We start from the raw sequence: 15,678 nt of genomic DNA, 5'->3' as shown, positions 1-15,678 counted from the left end.
ACGCGTGAGGCTAGACGCCGAGCTTAGACTTGAGCACGTCGTTGACGCTCTGCGGGTTCGCCTTGCCGCCGGACGCCTTCATCACCTGGCCGACGAACCATCCCAGCGACTGCGGCTTGTCCTTCACCTGCGCAGCCTTGTCGGGATTGGCCGCGATGATGTCGTCGACCACCTTCTCGATCGCCGAGAGGTCGGTAACCTGCTTCATGCCGCGGCTTTCGACCAGCGCACGGGGGTCGCCGCCTTCCTGCCAGACGATCTCGAACAGATCCTTGGCGATCTTACCGGAGATCGTACCCTCGCCGATCAGGTCGATGATTGCTGCGAGCTGCTCGGCATTGACCGGAGAGTCCGTAATATCCCGGCCTTCCTTGTTGAGACGGCCGAACAGCTCGTTGATCACCCAGTTCGCCGCCATCTTGCCGTCGCGCGCGCGGTTGGCGAGCTTGTCGAGCACCGTCTCGTAGAACACCGCGCTCTCGCGCTCGGCGACGAGCACGCTCGCATCATAGGCAGAGAGACCGAAATCGGCGACGAAGCGCGTCTTCTTCTGGTCCGGCAGCTCAGGGAGCTTCGCTTTCAGCTCGTCGACGAACTCCTGGCTGAACTCCAGCGGCAACAGGTCGGGATCGGGGAAGTAGCGATAGTCGTGCGCCTCTTCCTTCGACCGCATCGAGCGCGTCTCGCCCTTGTCGGGGTCGAACCGGCGCGTCTCCTGCTCGATCTGCCCACCGTCCTCGATGATCTCGATCTGGCGCCGCGCTTCATACTCGATCGCCTGGCCGATGAAGTTGATCGAGTTCATGTTCTTGATTTCGCAGCGGGTGCCGAGCGGCCCGCCGGGCTTGCGCACGGACACGTTGACGTCGGCGCGCAGATTTCCCTTCTCCATGTCACCGTCACAGGTGCCGAGATAGCGCATGATTGAGCGCAGCTTGGTCACATAGGCCTTGGCCTGCTCGGCGTCGCGGATGTCCGGTTTTGAGACAATCTCCATCAGCGCCACGCCGCAGCGGTTGAAGTCGATGAAGGACAGCGACGGCGACTGGTCATGCAGCATTTTGCCGGGATCCTGCTCGATATGCAGGCGCTCGATGCCGATGGTGACGCTGCGGCCGCCGTCGAGCTCGACCAGCACCTCACCCTCGCCCACCACCGGCGACTTGTACTGGCTGATCTGGTAGCCCTGCGGCAGGTCCGGATAGAAATAGTTTTTCCGGTCGAAGACCGAACGCAGATTGATCTTGGCGTTGAGGCCAAGCCCGGTCCGGACAGCCTGCCTGACACATTCCTCGTTGATGACGGGCAGCATGCCCGGCATCGCAACATCGACCAGCGACACGTGGCTGTTCGGCTCGCCGCCGAACGCGGTGGACGCGCCCGAGAACAGTTTCGCGTTCGACGTCACCTGGGCATGGATCTCCATGCCGATGACCATCTCCCAGTCACCGGTTGAGCCCTTGAGAAGCTTGTGCGTGGCCGTGCTCATGTCTTGCTCCCGAGCAGCGTGGCAGCGATCCGCTCCCACTCCGCTTCCAATGAATCCTTTGCCGCGACCTGGCCGGCCTGGCGGTACCAGTAGCCGGCATTGCCGAGATCGCCTTCGACGCGGTGCAAATATGCGTGCACCCAGGCGGCGTCGCGACCCTGGTCGTCCTGAACGATCTTGTGCGCCTGGTCCCAGTCGCCCTTGGCGGCCCACCAGAGACCTCTAAGCGGCGCGCTCAGGCCAGGCGCGGGCGCCGCGCCGTCGAGGCTCGCGATGAAATCAGCGACATTCACCACCACCTCGCGGGCGTGAAGCGGCCGGCCGCCTGCTCGATCACCTCGCCGAGCGAGAACAGCGTCTCCTCCTCGAACGGACGGCCGATCAGCTGCAGCCCAAGCGGCAGGCCCTGCGGATCCTTGCCGGCGGGCACGGCGATGCCGGGCAGGCCCGCCATGTTCACGGTCACCGTGAAGATGTCGTTGAGATACATCTCGACCGGATCGGCGCCGCCCTTCTCGCCGATGCCGAAGGCCGCCGACGGCGTCGCCGGGGTCAGGATCGCGTCGACACCCTTGGCGAAGCAATCCTCAAAATCCTTCTTGATCAGCGTGCGCACCTTCTGGGCGCGCAGATAATAGGCGTCGTAATAGCCGGCCGAGAGCACGTAGGTGCCGATCATGACGCGGCGGCGCACCTCTGCGCCAAAACCTTCGGCGCGGGTGTTCTCGTAGAGCTCGATGATGTTCTTTCCCTGCTCGCGCAGGCCGTAGCGGACGCCGTCATACCGCGCGAGGTTGGAGGACGCTTCCGCGGGCGCCACGATGTAATAGGCCGGCAGCGCGTATTTGGTGTGCGGCAGCGACACCTCGACGAGCTCGGCGCCGGCGCTCCTGAGCCACGCCGCGCCCTCGCCCCAGAGTTTCTCGATCTCGGCCGGCATGCCGTCGAGACGATACTCCTTGGGGATGCCGATCTTCATGCCCTTCACGGACTTGCCGATCGCAGCCTCGTAATCCGGCACGGGAATATCGACAGACGTGGTGTCCTTAGGATCGTGCCCGGCCATCGAGCGCAGCAGCATCGCGGCATCGCGCACGCTGCGCGCAATGGGACCTGCCTGGTCGAGCGAGGAGGCAAAGGCGACGATGCCCCAGCGCGAGCAGCGGCCATAGGTCGGCTTGATGCCGACGGTCGCGGTGAACGCAGCCGGCTGGCGGATCGAGCCGCCGGTGTCGGTCGCGGTCGCGCCCATGCACAGCAGCGCCGCCACCGCCGAGGCCGAGCCGCCGGACGAGCCGCCCGGCACCAGCGTCGTGTTGCTCCCCTCGCGCCGCCAGGGATTGCCGACGGGGCCGAAGCACGAGGTCTCGTTCGCCGAGCCCATCGCGAACTCGTCATTGTTGAGCTTGCCCAGCATCACCGCGCCGTCGCGCCAGAGCTGCGAGGTCACGGTCGACTCATAGGTCGGCACGAAATTGCCCAAAATCTTCGAGCACGCCGTGGTGCGCACGCCCTTGGTCGCGAACAGGTCCTTGATGCCGAGCGGGATGCCCGCGAGCGGGCCGCCCTCACCCTTGGCGATCTTGGCGTCGGCCTCGCGCGCCATGTCGCGCGCCTGATCCGGCGTTTCCATCACGAAGGCATTGAGCACGCGCGCGGCTTCGATCGCGGAAAGATGCGCGTCGGTCAGCTCGAGTGACGTGAAAGTCTTGTCGGCGAGACCCTTGCGGGCCTCGGCGAGCGTCAGCGATGTCAAATCGGTCATTTATTGATCGGGCTGCAGAAGAACGGAGACAGGGTCTTGTCGTTGGCCGGGTCGTCTTTTTTGGCGGCGGCTTTCGCGGCCGCCTCGATCTCGTCGAGCACGGCATTGACCGCGACATTGGGATCGGCAGCCTTGCCCTGCCGCTCCATCTTGTCGAGGTAATTCATGTAGGCCTGATAGGCCTTCTCATCGTCGCAAAGCAGACACATCGGACCACTCTTGAAATTTACTCGACGACCTTCGGCACCAGGAAGAAGTGACCTTCGGTCGCCGGCGCGTTGGCAACGATATCGTCGGCGATGTCGCCGTCATTGACTACGTCCTGCCGCTTCTTCATCTGCATCGGGGTGACCGAGGTCATCGGCTCCACGCCCTCGACATTGACCTCCGAGAGCTGCTCGACAAAGGCGAGCATGGCGTTGAGCTCGCCCTGCAGATGCGGAACCTCATCCTCGGAAACCGCAATGCGCGCCAGATGCGCGATGCGGCGGACGGTAGCGGCGTCGACGGACATTATATAAGGCCTCTCACGGCAAAACCTATGTGCCGTATAGCAGAGGCCGCTTTTGCGCTGCAACCGGCGCTACGCGCATGATCTGGAAAAGTGCGCAGCGGTTTTCCGAAAAGATCATGCGCAAACAATAACCTAAAGCGCGATGAGCCCGGGGCTCACCGCGCTTTAGGGCCTATCCAGCCAGCGCTTTCAGGCAAGCAAGGGCCGATTTGGCCAGATCGCGGGTCAACTCAGCAGCGGGGACCTCACGGCCCAGGGCAACCGCCTGTCCAGCCCATAGATTGGTGAAGTCCACCCTGCCCTGCTTTTCGGCCGCCGCCTTGAGCGGCCCCAGCGCGGTCGCGGCATGGGGGAATGGCGGCGCATCGGGCGAGATCGGGCCGGCCTCGCGCATCAGGCGGTTCTGCACCCCGCGCGCCGGCCGGCCGGTCATGACATTGGTGATCACGGTGGAATCGTCGCGCGCCTCGGCGAGGGCCTTGCGCCCGCCCGCGCTGACCTTGGATTCCGGGCAGCGCAGATAGGCGCTGCCGATCTGCACGCCGGAGGCGCCGAGCGCGAAGGCCGCGGCAATGCCGCGTCCGTCGGCGATGCCGCCGGCTGCAATGACGGGCACCTTCACGGCATCGGCCACCTGCGGCACCAGCGCAAAGGTGCCGGGCTGCTCGGAGACCTTGTCCGTCAGGAACATGCCGCGATGGCCGCCCGCTTCGGCGCCTTGCGCGATCACGGCATCGACGCCGTGCTGCTCGAGCCAGACCGCTTCCTTCACGGTGGTGGCGGAGGAGATGACGAGGCAGCCCGCCGCCTTGACGCGCTTGAGCAGCGTTTGCTCCGGCAGGCCGAAATGGAAGCTGACGACCTCCGGCTTCAGCTCCTCGACCACCTCGCAGAACGCCGCATCGAACGGCGCGCGGTTCGCCGCAGCGATCGGCGCCGCCGGATCGAGACCATGCTCGGTGTAATAGCCCGTCAGCCGCTGCTTCCAGCGCGCGTCGGCCTCGCTCGTGAGCTCGATCGGCGTATGGCAGAAGAAGTTCATGTTGACCGGCGCCTTCACGCGCTGGCGGATCAGACCAACCTGCTCGCGCGCCTTCTCCGCCGAGATCATCGCGCAAGGCAGGGAGCCCAGCGCCCCGCCCTGCGCGGCTGCAATCACCAGCTCCGCATCCATGATGCCGGCCATCGGCGCCAGCACGATCGGGAATTCGGTCTTGAAGAGATCGATCAGTCGACGGTCAGGCCACATGGTTGTTCTCTCGCTCTTACCCTCTCCCCTTGTGGGAGAGGGTGGATCGCCGCGCAGCGGCGAGACGGGTGGGGGGTTTCTCTCCGCGGAAGAAGCTCCCTCAAATTGAGTTCGTCTCCCCGCGGATAGAACCCCTCATCCGGCGCTGCGCGCCACCTTCTCCCACAAGGGGAGAAGGAAAAGAAGAAACCGAGTTACGCCGCCCAGCAAGCAGCTGCTCCGCCTCAATCACAATCCGCTCAACGATCTCCGCCGCCGGTGGAATATCATGGATCAGGCCAACCGCCTCGCCCGCGATCACCGCCGCGACATCGAAATTGCCGGCGGCCTTCGCCGCCGCATACTCCGCAGCGACTGCGGCAACATTCTGCATCAGCTCGACCTCGCGGCCGATCCAGCGCCTGGCGTGGTCGTTGACCAGGCATCGTCCCGTGAACGGCGCCGGCCAGACATTGTTGCGCGAGAGATCGAAGATGATGCCGCGCACGGTCGAGCCGCTGTTTGCCGCGCAGATGCGCCGCTTGGCCTCCTCGGCGCCGTCGGCCTCCTGGCTGGCATAGAAGCGCGTGCCGAGCAGCACGCCGGTCGCGCCCAGCATCATCATCGCGGCGAGCCCGCGTCCGTCTGCGATGCCGCCGGCCGCGACGACAGGCACGCGGCCCGCGGCGAGATCGACGATGGCCGGCACAAGATCGACGGTGGTGCGCGAGGCGCCGTGACCGCCCGCCTCCGTCCCCTGCGCAATCAGGATATCGGCGCCGGCGTCGAGCGCCTGCCGCGCCATCGCCTCGTCCTGCACCTGGCAGATCAGTCGTGCGCCGGCGGATTTGATCCTTGGCGCGAACGGCGCGGGATCGCCGAACGACAGCATGATCGCAGAGGGTTTTGCAGCGAGTGCGACATCGAGCAACTCGGGCCGCTTGGCGAGGCTCCAGGTGATGAAGCCGATCCCGAACGGCGCACGCAGTTCAGCGAGCTTCGCCGTCTCCTGCTCCAGCCACGCCCGCTCGCCATAGCCACCGCCGAGAATGCCGAAGCCTCCCGCGCGGCTCACAGCCGAGACCAGCCGGCTGCCGGCGATGATATCCATCGGCGCCAGCAGGATCGGATGCTCGATCTCCAGCAATCTCGTCAGCGACGTCACAATCGGCATGGTCCCTCCCCGATCTGGACATCAAGACTAGGGGCGACTAGCATTCTCGAAAAATGAATTGTTGCGAACGCTGCCATCTCAAAAGCGAAACGACGCCATGGAACTCAGCGATATCCAGACCTTCGCCGCGGTCGCCCGCACCGGCGGCATCACCCGCGCCGCTGAAGAGCTCAACACCGTGCAGTCGAACGTCACCCAGCGCGTGAAGGCGCTGGAGGCTGAGATCGGCACGCCGCTGTTCGAGCGCCACAGCCGCGGCATGACCCTGACCGGCGCCGGCAAACGTCTTCTCCCCTATGCGCAACGGATGGCCGCGCTCTCGCGTGAGGCCGTGCTGGCCGCGCGCGACGATGGCGAGCCGAAGGGACCGCTGGCGATCGGCTCGATGGAGACGACGGCCGCCGTGCGCTTGCCGCCGCTGCTCGCCGATTTCCACCGCCGCTTCCCCGCCGTGCGTCTCTCCTTGCGCACCGCCACCACGGCCGACCTCGTCGCCGGCGTGCTCGACGGCACACTCGACGGCGCCTTCGTCGCAGGTCCCATCGCGCATGCCGACCTCACCGCGACCAGCGCCTTCCGCGAAGAGTTGGTGCTGGTCAGCGCGCGGCGCTGGACTTCGCTCGCCGAGCTGCGCGCCGGCACGCCGGAGTCGGGTCCAACGGCGCTCGTGTTCCGCACCGGCTGCACCTACCGCCAGCGGCTCGAGCAGGTGTTCGTCGAATTCGGCTGGCCGTCGGCCGCACGCTTCGAGCTCGGCACGCTCGACGGCATGATCGGCTGCGTTGCCGCCGACATGGGCGTGATGCTGCTGCCGCGCGCTGTCGTCGAACGCAGCGCGATGAACGGCAGCGTGTCGATCCACACCCTGAGCTCCGCGCATGCGCGCGCCGAGACGCTCTTCATCCAGCGCAGCGCCGGCCATCAATACAGTGCGCTACAAGGTTTCATCGCCTGCCTGAAGAAGGATGACGACGTCATCGCGGCCTGACGCGCGCGCTGACGTTCCATCGCACGAAATTCACTGTCACAAATCTGTCGTACTTGCGGAGCGGTCGATGCTGCGTTCAGCCCTCGCATCGTCGCACGCCGAAAAATTTTGAAGCCCGTGAGTTTTCTACGTTAGGATGCGTTGCTGGCCAGCGCGAAACCAAAACGAAGCCATAACATCGGCAAGAACATCGGGAGGACTATCGATGCGCAATACGCTCGTGTTGTGCTGTGTCGCCGCGTTGTCGGCGATATCAGGAACTGCAAGCGCTCAGGACTGGACCAAATCGAAATGGGGGCCGAACGACGAGATCGGCGCTGCCAACTACATGACGCCGGAGCTCGTGGTGAAGGCGGCGTCTCTGGTGAAGACCGGCAAGACCTATGCGCTCGGCATTCCCGTCACGTCGCAGACGCCGGCCTATCCGCCACGCAGCTTCAAGATCACCGTGGTGCAGCCGGGACAAGCCGGCAGCCCGGGCCTCGGACCCAACAAGGCCACCTACAACGACGATATCCTCGACACCTGGGTCGGCATCGGCAGCCAGCTCGACGGGCTCGGCCATCTCGGCGTCGAGCACGTCTATTACAACGGCAACAAGCTCGCCGATTTCGCCGATCCGAACGGGCTGAAGAAGCTCGGCATCGAGAAGGTGCCGCCGATGGTCACCCGCGGCGTGCTGCTCGACATGGCCGCCTATTTCAAGACCGACATCGTGAAGGAAGGTACCGCCTTCAACGTCAAGGAGATCGAGGAAGCCGCCAAGCAGCAGAACGTCGAGATCCGCCAGGGCGACGTCGTCATCTTCCACACCGGCTGGCTCAGCCTGATCGGCAAGGACGACAAGCGCTACTCGGCCGGTGAGCCCGGGCTCGGCGTCGAGGGCGCAAAGTACCTGACCGGCAAGGGCGTCGTCGCTATCGGCGCCGACACCTGGGCGCTCGAGGTGTTGCCGTTCGAATCCAAGAACGTGTTCGAGGTGCACCAGATCCTGCTCGCGATGAACGGGACCTACATCCTCGAGAACATGGACACCGCCGCGCTCGCCCGGGACAAGGGCTACGAATTCCTGTTCGTGCTCGGACAGCCGCGCTGGACCGGCGGCGTGCAGGCGATGATCAACCCGATCGCGATCCGCTGATCTGATACCGGGCGAGGAGCCGCCTGCCGTCCGGCAGGCCCCTCGCTCACCCCTCCGTCACCGCGGCCTCAGATGCCACCGCCGCAGCGCGACCAAAGCCCAGATCGCCTCGACGACGCCGAACGGCCAGGCACCTTGCAAGAATCCATAGGCCGAACCGAGCGCGCAGGACGCCGCGAACAGCAGCACGAACCAGTGGCTGCGATCCTCCAGGGCATAGCAGACCAGCATCGCCGTCACGGCAAACAGGCCGAATAGTGTCAGCGCATCCATGTTCCGGGTTCACTCCGCAGCGCGACGCATGATATGCGCTAAATCCATGCCGGCTCTTATCCTGCCCCTCATCGATGCTGCAACCCACTGGCCCGAACGCGGCGCGCTGGTCGGGCTCGATCTCGGCACAAAAACCATTGGCGTCGCCGTGTCCGATCCGGACCGACGCTTGGCCACCGGCGTCGAGACGATCCAGCGCAAGCAATTCAAGCAGGACGCGGCCCGGCTGCTTGCCATCGCCGCCGAGCGCAAGGCGACCGGCTTCGTGCTCGGCCTTCCCATCAACATGGACGGCAGCGAGGGCCCGCGCGCGCAATCCACCCGCGCCTTCGCCCGCAACCTCGCCGGCCTCACCGCGCTTCCCATCGGTCTCTGGGACGAGCGCCTCTCGACCGCGGCCGTCGAGCGCGAGCTGATCGGCATGGACGTCAGCCGCGCCAAGCGCGCCGAGGTGATCGACGAGCACGCCGCGATCTTCATCCTGCAAGGCGCGCTCGACCGGCTGACCAATCTGCGCGCCGGCTGATCCCATGCCCGTCGTGATCGCGGCGCTGCTGCCGGTCTTCATTCTCATCGTGCTCGGCGTCGTGCTGAAGCGCAGCCTGATGCGGCTGGACACGCAATGGCACGGCCTGGAGCGGCTGACCTATTTCGTGCTGTTCCCGATGCTGCTGATCCAGACGCTGGTGAAGGCTGACCTTTCAAAAGTGCCGGTCGCCGGCGTCGGCGGCGCGCTGCTGCTGTCGGCACTGGCGATGTCGCTGCTCTGCCTCGCGCTCCGGCCCGCCCTCGGGCGGCTCGGCGTCGACGGCCCCGCCTTCACCTCGATCTTCCAGGGCGCGGTGCGCTGGCAGACCTTTGTGGGGCTGTCCGTCTCCGCCAACATGTTCGGCGACGTCGGATTGGCGCTCGCATCCGTGGCGATGGTGGCGATCATCCCGCTGGTCAACGTGTTCAGCGTCGCCGTGCTCGCGCATTACGCAGCGCCCAAGAAGCAGTCCGCGCGGGCCATCGTCGTGACGGTGATCCGCAATCCCCTGATCTGGGCCTGCGCGATCGGCCTCGTCATCAACGTCGTCCATCTGCCGCTGCCGAAGATCTGGCACGAGGTGGCGGACGCGCTCAGCCGCTCCTCGCTGGCGATCGGCCTGCTCGTCACCGGCGCCGGCCTGCATCTCGAAGGCCTGCTGCGCCCGAGCCTGAGCGCGGCCATCGGCGTCGTGTTCAAGCTCGTGCTGATGCCCGCGCTCGCGCTGGCGCTCGCCGTCTGGTTCGGGCTGACCGGCGACAGCCTTGCGATCGTCGCGATCTGCTCCGCGGTGCCGACCTCGTCCAGCGCCTATGTGCTGGCCCGCCAGATGGGCGGCGATGCGCCGCTGCTGGCGCAGATCATCACGCTGCAGACCATTTTGGCGGCGATCACGATGCCGATCGCGATCGCGCTGGTGGCCTAGCTCCCCAGCCACATCGTCAGCACCACCGCGGTCATGTTGTTCAGCGCATGCAGCGCGATGGTGAGCCAGAGCGAACCCGTGCGATAGCGCATGTAGCCGAACCACAGGCCGATGCTGAACACCTCGGCGAGGAAGTACATGTCGTATTGCAGGTGCACGATTGTCCACACCAGCGACGACAGGATGATCGCGCCCGGCACGCGCAAAAAGCTCGCCGACCAGCCGCGAAACAGGAATCCGCGTGCCAAAACCTCTTCCGACATCGGCGCGGCCACGCTGAAGGCGACCAGCAGCATGAGCGCGGCGCCCTTGTCGCGGCCCGATTTCAACAGATCGGTCATGAAGCCCGGCGTCGCCTCGCGGCCGAGCGACCGCGACGCCACCTCCCAGGCCAGGACGATCAGGACAAGACCCACCGCGCCGAACAGCAGTTGCTTCCAGGACGGCCAATAGAGCGCGAGATAATCGACGAAGGATGCCTTCTTGATCCGGATTGCGAGCCACACCGCGGCCAGCGTCGTCGGCAGGCCCATGATCACCGAGAGCGCCAGCGCCTGGGGCTCGTGGCCGACGATTTCAACCGAGCTGAGATTTGCGGGAAGGCCGCGCAGCAGCACCAGCAGCACGATCGCCCCGACCTGCCCGACGAACATCGCGAAGAAGATGAAGAGACCCCACAGCGCCGTGCCCCAGAATTTCCAGACGCGCGGCGGCGCAGGCGTCATGACGAGCGGCGGATGATCGGGATTGAGGGAGTCCATCAGGAGGCTTTCGTTGGGAAGGCTCACGGCAGCGCCCGCACCAGCAGCGCGCGCTCGTCGGCGCTGTCCAGCTCCACCGCGCCATACATGCTGGCATGGGTCGCGGCGAGGCGCGTGGCGGCGAACAGCTCGGCCTGACGAGGCGAGACGCCGTTGAGCGCAGCGGCCGCGGCCAGCAGCGCCAGCTTTTCGACCGCAAGGCGCGCGACACGCTCGCCGTCGGCGCGGCGAAAGATCTTGCCGATGAACGCGGCCGCCTCGGCTGCGCCTGGCAGGCCTTTGGTCTCGGCCGCAAGCGATTGCAGCACGGCCGTCGCCGCCTCCGGCTCGCGCGCGAGTGCGCGCAGCACGTCGAGGCACATCACGTTGCCCGAGCCTTCCCAGATCGCGTTGACCGGCGACTCCCGGTAATGGCGCGCCAGAATGCCGTCCTCGACATAGCCGTTGCCGCCGAGGCACTCCATCGCCTCATAGAGAAAGGCGGGCGCACTCTTGCACGTCCAGTATTTGATTGCGGGCGTGAGCAGCCGCATATAGGCGGCCTCGGACGCATCGTGCGGCGTGCGGTCGAAGGCACGGCAGAGCCGCATCACCAGGGCCACGCTCGCTTCCACATGCAGCGCCATGTCCGACAGCACGGCCTGCATCAGAGGCTGATCGGCGAGATGTTTCTGGAACACGCTGCGGTGACGGGCGTGATGCAGCGCATGCGCGAGCCCCGAGCGCATCAGGCCGGTGGAGGCGATCGCGCAATCCTGCCGCGTCAGCTGCACCATCTGGATGATGGTGCGGATGCCCTTGCCCTCCTCGCCGACCGCTTGCGCATAGGCGCCGACGAATTCGACCTCGGAGGACGCATTGGAACGGTTGCCGAGCTTGTCTTTTAGACGCTGGAACTGGATCGCATTGACCGAACCGTCCGGCGCGAAGCGCGGCATGAAGAAGCAGGTCAGCCCGCTATCCGCCTGCGCCAGCACCAGGAACGCATCGCACATCGGCGCCGACATGAACCATTTGTGGCCGGTGATGCGATAGGCTTCGCCGTCGCGCACCGCGCGCGTCATGTTGGCGCGCACGTCGGTGCCGCCCTGCTTCTCGGTCATGCCCATGCCAAGCGTCATGCCGCGCTTGTCCCACCATGGCGCAAAGCTCGGATCGTAGCTTCTCGTCGACAGCACCGGCATCACGCGCGCGAGCAGGTCCGGCTGCATCGCGAGCGCCGCGACGGAGGCGCGCGTCATGGTGATCGGACAGAGATGGCCGGTCTCGACTTGCGATGCGATGTAGAACTTCGCGGCCCGGATGACCTCGGCGGCATCGCCCGCGGGCCGACCGTCCGCCGTCCACGTCGAATTGTGCACGCCGGCATGGGCACTGTGCGCCATCAGCTCGTGATACGAGGGGTGAAACTCGACCTGGTCGCGGCGATTGCCTTTTGCATCAAAGGTCCTGAGCTTCGGCGTGTTCTCATTCGCCACGCGGCCGCGATCGGCCATCGCGGCCGAGCCCCAATGCCTGCCAAACTCAGACAGCTCCCGCTCCGCCGCCGCGCCGCCATTGGCCTTGATCGCGTCGACCAACGGCCGGTCCACCGCGAACAGGTCGACGTCCTCGAATGGCGGCGACTGGTTGAAGACCTCGTGGGTCGTAAATGCGGGCTGGGTCATCTTGCGTCCTCGACCGGAATCAGTTCCGGCGCGGCTGGATCGGGAAATCATAGGCCGCCCCGCCCGCCCCCGGCAGGGAAAAGTGCCACCACTCCTTCGAATAGTTCACAAAGCCTTGCCTGGCCATCGCAGCCACCAGCCGCCTGCGCCAGGTTCGCTGCTCCGGTGTGATCGACGGTGCCGCGGTATGGCCCTTGGCGTCGGTACAGTCGTAGCCGGTGCCCATGTCGACGCTGCCTTCCGGCGCCCGCGCCTCGACCGGCGCCGTGCAGTCGGCATAGGTTTTCGTCGGGTCGTATTTGCCGGAATTGTCGGCCTTGAGGTCGACCAGCGTGAGATCGAGCGCCGCACCGGTGGAATGCTGCGAGCGGCTCGCGATGTAACCAAGGCGAAATAGCTCGGTCTTCGCGATCTTTGGATTGTAGCGCCGTTCGGCGGCGGTCTCGTGGCCGTTCTGCGACCACCTGACCATGTCGAGCGAGGCCCGCGCCGGCCGGTAGCAGTCGAACATTTTCAGCGACAGGTTTTGCGCCGCCAGCTCCTCCTGCACCGCCTTCAGCCGCAGCCCCACCTCCCGTTTCACCACGCAGTCGCCGGCGCCGTAGCCGGCGAGCGGACGGCCGACGAAATTGTTCGACGTGGCGTAGCGGATATCCTGGACGATGCTGGGATCGATGTCGCGCAGATAGACGAAGCCGCCGGGCAGCGATTGGGCGGCCGCGGATGAAATGGAGGCGATCATGAGAAATGAAATTGAAATAGATCTGACCAAGCCCATTCACCTTCCCCTGTCATTCCGGGGCAGCTCGAAGAGCCGAACCCGGAATCTCGAGATTCCGGGTCTGGCGCTCGCGCGCCATCCCGGAATGACTGTGCGGGAGACAGATCAGGGGATAACTCCCGTCCCGCTCTTTGCCCCTTGCCCCACCCCCGGTCCGCGCCTATAGCTCTGCTTTTAATGACATCGAAATCGACCTTTGTCCTCGGCCACCGGCATTTGCTGGGCATCGAGGGCCTTTCCGCGGCCGACATCACCGGCCTCCTCGACCTGTCCGAAGAATATGTCGAGCTCAACCGCCAGGTTGACAAGAAGCGCACCGTTCTGCGTGGACGGACGCAGGTGAACCTCTTCTTCGAGGCCTCCACCCGGACCCAGTCCTCGTTCGAGCTCGCGGGAAAGCGGCTCGGCGCCGACGTCATGAACATGTCGGTCGCCTCCTCGTCCATGAAGAAGGGCGAGACGCTGATCGACACCGCGATGACGCTCAACGCCATGCACCCGGACATCCTGGTGATGCGCCATCACGCCTCCGGCGCGGTGGAACTGCTGGCCCGCAAGGTTGACGGTTCCGTGATCAATGCCGGCGACGGCGCGCATGAGCATCCGACCCAGGCGCTGCTCGACGCGCTGACCATTCGCCGCAACAAGGGCCGCATCGAGGGGCTCGTGGTCGCGATCTGCGGCGACGTGCTGCATTCGCGCGTCGCCCGCTCCAACATCATCCTGCTGAACACCATGGGCGCCCGCGTCCGCGTTGTCGGCCCCACCACGCTGCTGCCGCCCGGCATCGAGCGGATGGGCGTCGAGGTCGCGCGCGACATGCGCGAGGGCCTCAACGGCGCCGACATCGTCATGATGCTGCGGCTCCAGCGCGAGCGCATGAACGGCTCTTTCGTGCCGTCGACCTCCGAGTATTTCAACTATTTCGGGCTTGACCAGAAGAAGCTCGCTTACGCCAAGCCGGACGCGCTCGTGATGCATCCCGGCCCGATGAACCGCGGCGTCGAGATCGACACGGCGGTCGCCGACGGCGCGCAGTCCCTGATCCGCGAACAGGTGGAGATGGGTGTCGCCGTGCGCATGGCAGTGCTGGAAGCGCTCGCCCGTAACCTGCCGAACGCGTGATGCCCATGCTGACCGACCGCCGCCCGATCCTGCTCGCCAACGCCCGTGTCGTCGATCCCTCAAGGGATTTCGACGGTGTCGGCGACGTCCTGATTGCCGACGGCACCATCCGCGAAACCCGCCGCGGCATTGGCGCGGCCGGCGTCCCCGAGGGCACCGACATCGTCAACTGCGCCGGCAAGGTCATCGCGCCGGGCCTGATCGACGTGCGCGCCTTCGTCGGCGAGCCCGGCTTCAGCCATCGCGAGACCTTTGCTTCCGCGAGCCAGGCGGCTGCGACCGGCGGCATCACCACCATCATCTGCCAGCCCGACACGTCTCCGGTGATCGATAACTCGGCGACCGTCGACTTCGTGATGCGCCGCGCCCGCGACACGGCGATCGTCAACATCCAGCCGATGGCGGCGCTCACCAAGGGCATGCACGGCCAGGAGATGACCGAGTTCGGCCTGCTGAAAGCCGCGGGCGCCGTGGCTTTCAGCGATGGCGACAGAAGCGTGACCAATGCGCAGGTGATGCGCCGCGCGCTGACCTACGCGCGCGATTTCGACGCGCTGATCGTGCACTACACGGAGGACCCCGATCTCGTCGGCGAAGGCGTGATGAACGAGGGCGAGTTCGCATCGCGGCTGGGCCTGATGGGCATCCCGAGTGCCGCCGAGGCGGTGATCCTCGAGCGCGACATGCGCCTCGTTGCATTGACCGGCGGCCGCTATCACGCCGCCTCGCTGTCCTGCGTCGACTCGCTCGACATCCTCAAGCGCGCCCGCGATGCCGGCCTCCCCGTCAGCGCCTCGGTCTCGATCAACCATCTTGCGCTGAACGAGAACGACATCGGCCCCTACCGGACGTTCCTGAAACTGTCGCCGCCGCTGCGCACCGAGGACGACCGCCGCGCGCTGGTCGCCGCCGTCGCCTCCGGCCTCGTCGACGTCATCATGTCCGATCACAATCCGCAGGACGTCGAGGTCAAGCGCCTGCCGTTCGCGGAAGCCGCTCCCGGCGCCATCGGTCTGGAGACCATGCTGCCCGCGGGCCTGCGGCTCGTGCACAATGGCGAGCTGGAACTCAAGACGCTGATCCGGGCGATGTCGACCCGGCCGGCGGAGCTGCTCGGCTTGCCGGGCGGAACCTTGCGCGCGGGTGCGCCTGCGGACGTCATCGTGATCGACCCCGATGTACCCTGGGTGGTCGATCCCGCCGACCTCAAATCGCCCTGCAAGAACACCCCGTTCGACGAGGCCCGCTTTACAGGCCGCGTGGTGCGCACCATTGTCGGCGGACGGACGGTCTACGAGCATGTCTAGAGTGGCTTCGG

Annotated in this window: 17 protein-coding genes; 6 read left to right on the top strand and 11 right to left on the bottom strand. The window is 65.9% G+C overall.

The window, feature by feature from the left end:
• Positions 1 to 10: 10 nt before the first annotated feature.
• The 7 genes from gatB to JQ635_RS19720 all read right to left on the bottom strand — a co-directional run bounded on the left by gatB (position 11) and on the right by JQ635_RS19720 (position 6,170).
• Entirely contained in the window at positions 11 to 1,489 is a 1,479-nt protein-coding gene (gatB, locus tag JQ635_RS19750) for an Asp-tRNA(Asn)/Glu-tRNA(Gln) amidotransferase subunit GatB (RefSeq protein WP_211411479.1), read from the bottom strand.
• On the bottom strand, positions 1,486 to 1,788 hold the full coding sequence (locus JQ635_RS19745) for a hypothetical protein (RefSeq protein ID WP_211411478.1): 303 nt from the start codon (positions 1,786 to 1,788) through the stop codon (positions 1,486 to 1,488). The genes gatB and JQ635_RS19745 overlap by 4 nt, the downstream gene beginning before the upstream one ends.
• Positions 1,779 to 3,254 carry an Asp-tRNA(Asn)/Glu-tRNA(Gln) amidotransferase subunit GatA gene (gene gatA / locus JQ635_RS19740; protein ID WP_211411477.1) on the bottom strand — a complete coding sequence of 492 codons (1,476 nt, stop codon included), beginning with the start codon at positions 3,252 to 3,254 and terminating at the stop codon, positions 1,779 to 1,781. Before gatA ends, JQ635_RS19745 begins: the two co-directional genes overlap by 10 nt.
• Positions 3,251 to 3,463 (bottom strand): hypothetical protein, encoded by a 213-nt coding sequence (locus JQ635_RS19735; RefSeq protein ID WP_027547180.1) that lies wholly within the window; start codon positions 3,461 to 3,463, stop codon positions 3,251 to 3,253. Before JQ635_RS19735 ends, gatA begins: the two co-directional genes overlap by 4 nt.
• A gap of 17 nt (positions 3,464 to 3,480) precedes the next feature.
• The gene (gatC, locus tag JQ635_RS19730) at positions 3,481 to 3,768 is read right to left on the bottom strand and encodes an Asp-tRNA(Asn)/Glu-tRNA(Gln) amidotransferase subunit GatC (RefSeq protein ID WP_063194894.1); all 288 of its coding nucleotides are present in this window, start codon (positions 3,766 to 3,768) and stop codon (positions 3,481 to 3,483) included.
• Between the two features lie 172 nt (positions 3,769 to 3,940).
• On the bottom strand, positions 3,941 to 5,017 hold the full coding sequence (locus tag JQ635_RS19725) for an NAD(P)H-dependent flavin oxidoreductase (protein WP_211411476.1): 1,077 nt from the start codon (positions 5,015 to 5,017) through the stop codon (positions 3,941 to 3,943).
• A gap of 100 nt (positions 5,018 to 5,117) precedes the next feature.
• The gene (locus tag JQ635_RS19720) at positions 5,118 to 6,170 is read right to left on the bottom strand and encodes an NAD(P)H-dependent flavin oxidoreductase (RefSeq protein ID WP_211411475.1); all 1,053 of its coding nucleotides are present in this window, start codon (positions 6,168 to 6,170) and stop codon (positions 5,118 to 5,120) included.
• Between the two features lie 97 nt (positions 6,171 to 6,267).
• On the opposite strand from JQ635_RS19720, the gene JQ635_RS19715 reads away from it, so the two are divergent.
• Both JQ635_RS19715 and JQ635_RS19710 read left to right on the top strand, forming a co-directional pair.
• The gene (locus JQ635_RS19715; protein ID WP_211411474.1) at positions 6,268 to 7,158 is read left to right on the top strand and encodes a LysR family transcriptional regulator; all 891 of its coding nucleotides are present in this window, start codon (positions 6,268 to 6,270) and stop codon (positions 7,156 to 7,158) included.
• 205 nt (positions 7,159 to 7,363) lie between these two features.
• Positions 7,364 to 8,299, top strand: a complete 936-nt coding sequence (locus JQ635_RS19710) for a cyclase family protein (RefSeq protein WP_211411473.1) — start codon at positions 7,364 to 7,366, stop codon at positions 8,297 to 8,299.
• 57 nt (positions 8,300 to 8,356) lie between these two features.
• Here the strand turns inward: JQ635_RS19710 and JQ635_RS19705 are convergent, their stop codons facing one another.
• Positions 8,357 to 8,572: a hypothetical protein gene (locus tag JQ635_RS19705; RefSeq protein ID WP_211411472.1), complete on the bottom strand. Its 216-nt coding sequence runs from the start codon at positions 8,570 to 8,572 to the stop codon at positions 8,357 to 8,359.
• 46 nt (positions 8,573 to 8,618) lie between these two features.
• Between JQ635_RS19705 and ruvX the strand changes: the two genes are divergently transcribed.
• Positions 8,619 to 9,098, top strand: a complete 480-nt coding sequence (ruvX, locus tag JQ635_RS19700; RefSeq protein ID WP_211411471.1) for a Holliday junction resolvase RuvX — start codon at positions 8,619 to 8,621, stop codon at positions 9,096 to 9,098.
• A gap of 4 nt (positions 9,099 to 9,102) precedes the next feature.
• Positions 9,103 to 10,026, top strand: coding sequence for an AEC family transporter (locus JQ635_RS19695; protein WP_211411470.1), 924 nt, complete (start codon positions 9,103 to 9,105; stop codon positions 10,024 to 10,026).
• Here JQ635_RS19695 and JQ635_RS19690 read toward each other — a convergent pair.
• The 3 genes from JQ635_RS19690 to JQ635_RS19680 are packed head-to-tail and all read right to left on the bottom strand — an operon-like array spanning position 10,023 to position 13,196.
• On the bottom strand, positions 10,023 to 10,787 hold the full coding sequence (locus tag JQ635_RS19690; RefSeq protein ID WP_211411469.1) for a CPBP family intramembrane glutamic endopeptidase: 765 nt from the start codon (positions 10,785 to 10,787) through the stop codon (positions 10,023 to 10,025). The genes JQ635_RS19695 and JQ635_RS19690 overlap by 4 nt on opposite strands.
• A 23-nt stretch (positions 10,788 to 10,810) precedes the next feature.
• Positions 10,811 to 12,454: an acyl-CoA dehydrogenase family protein gene (locus tag JQ635_RS19685; RefSeq protein ID WP_211411468.1), complete on the bottom strand. Its 1,644-nt coding sequence runs from the start codon at positions 12,452 to 12,454 to the stop codon at positions 10,811 to 10,813.
• A gap of 19 nt (positions 12,455 to 12,473) precedes the next feature.
• Positions 12,474 to 13,196 carry a M15 family metallopeptidase gene (locus tag JQ635_RS19680; protein WP_246583651.1) on the bottom strand — a complete coding sequence of 241 codons (723 nt, stop codon included), beginning with the start codon at positions 13,194 to 13,196 and terminating at the stop codon, positions 12,474 to 12,476.
• A gap of 216 nt (positions 13,197 to 13,412) precedes the next feature.
• On the opposite strand from JQ635_RS19680, the gene JQ635_RS19675 reads away from it, so the two are divergent.
• Both JQ635_RS19675 and JQ635_RS19670 read left to right on the top strand, forming a co-directional pair.
• The gene (locus JQ635_RS19675; protein WP_130366261.1) at positions 13,413 to 14,360 is read left to right on the top strand and encodes an aspartate carbamoyltransferase catalytic subunit; all 948 of its coding nucleotides are present in this window, start codon (positions 13,413 to 13,415) and stop codon (positions 14,358 to 14,360) included.
• 5 nt (positions 14,361 to 14,365) lie between these two features.
• Positions 14,366 to 15,667, top strand: coding sequence for a dihydroorotase (locus tag JQ635_RS19670; protein ID WP_211411622.1), 1,302 nt, complete (start codon positions 14,366 to 14,368; stop codon positions 15,665 to 15,667).
• The last annotated feature ends 11 nt before the right edge of the window (positions 15,668 to 15,678 follow it).

The sequence above is a fragment of the Bradyrhizobium iriomotense genome (assembly GCF_018130765.1).
Taxonomy (GTDB): domain Bacteria; phylum Pseudomonadota; class Alphaproteobacteria; order Rhizobiales; family Xanthobacteraceae; genus Bradyrhizobium; species Bradyrhizobium iriomotense_A.
This window is presented reverse-complemented; position numbering and strand designations above follow the sequence as displayed.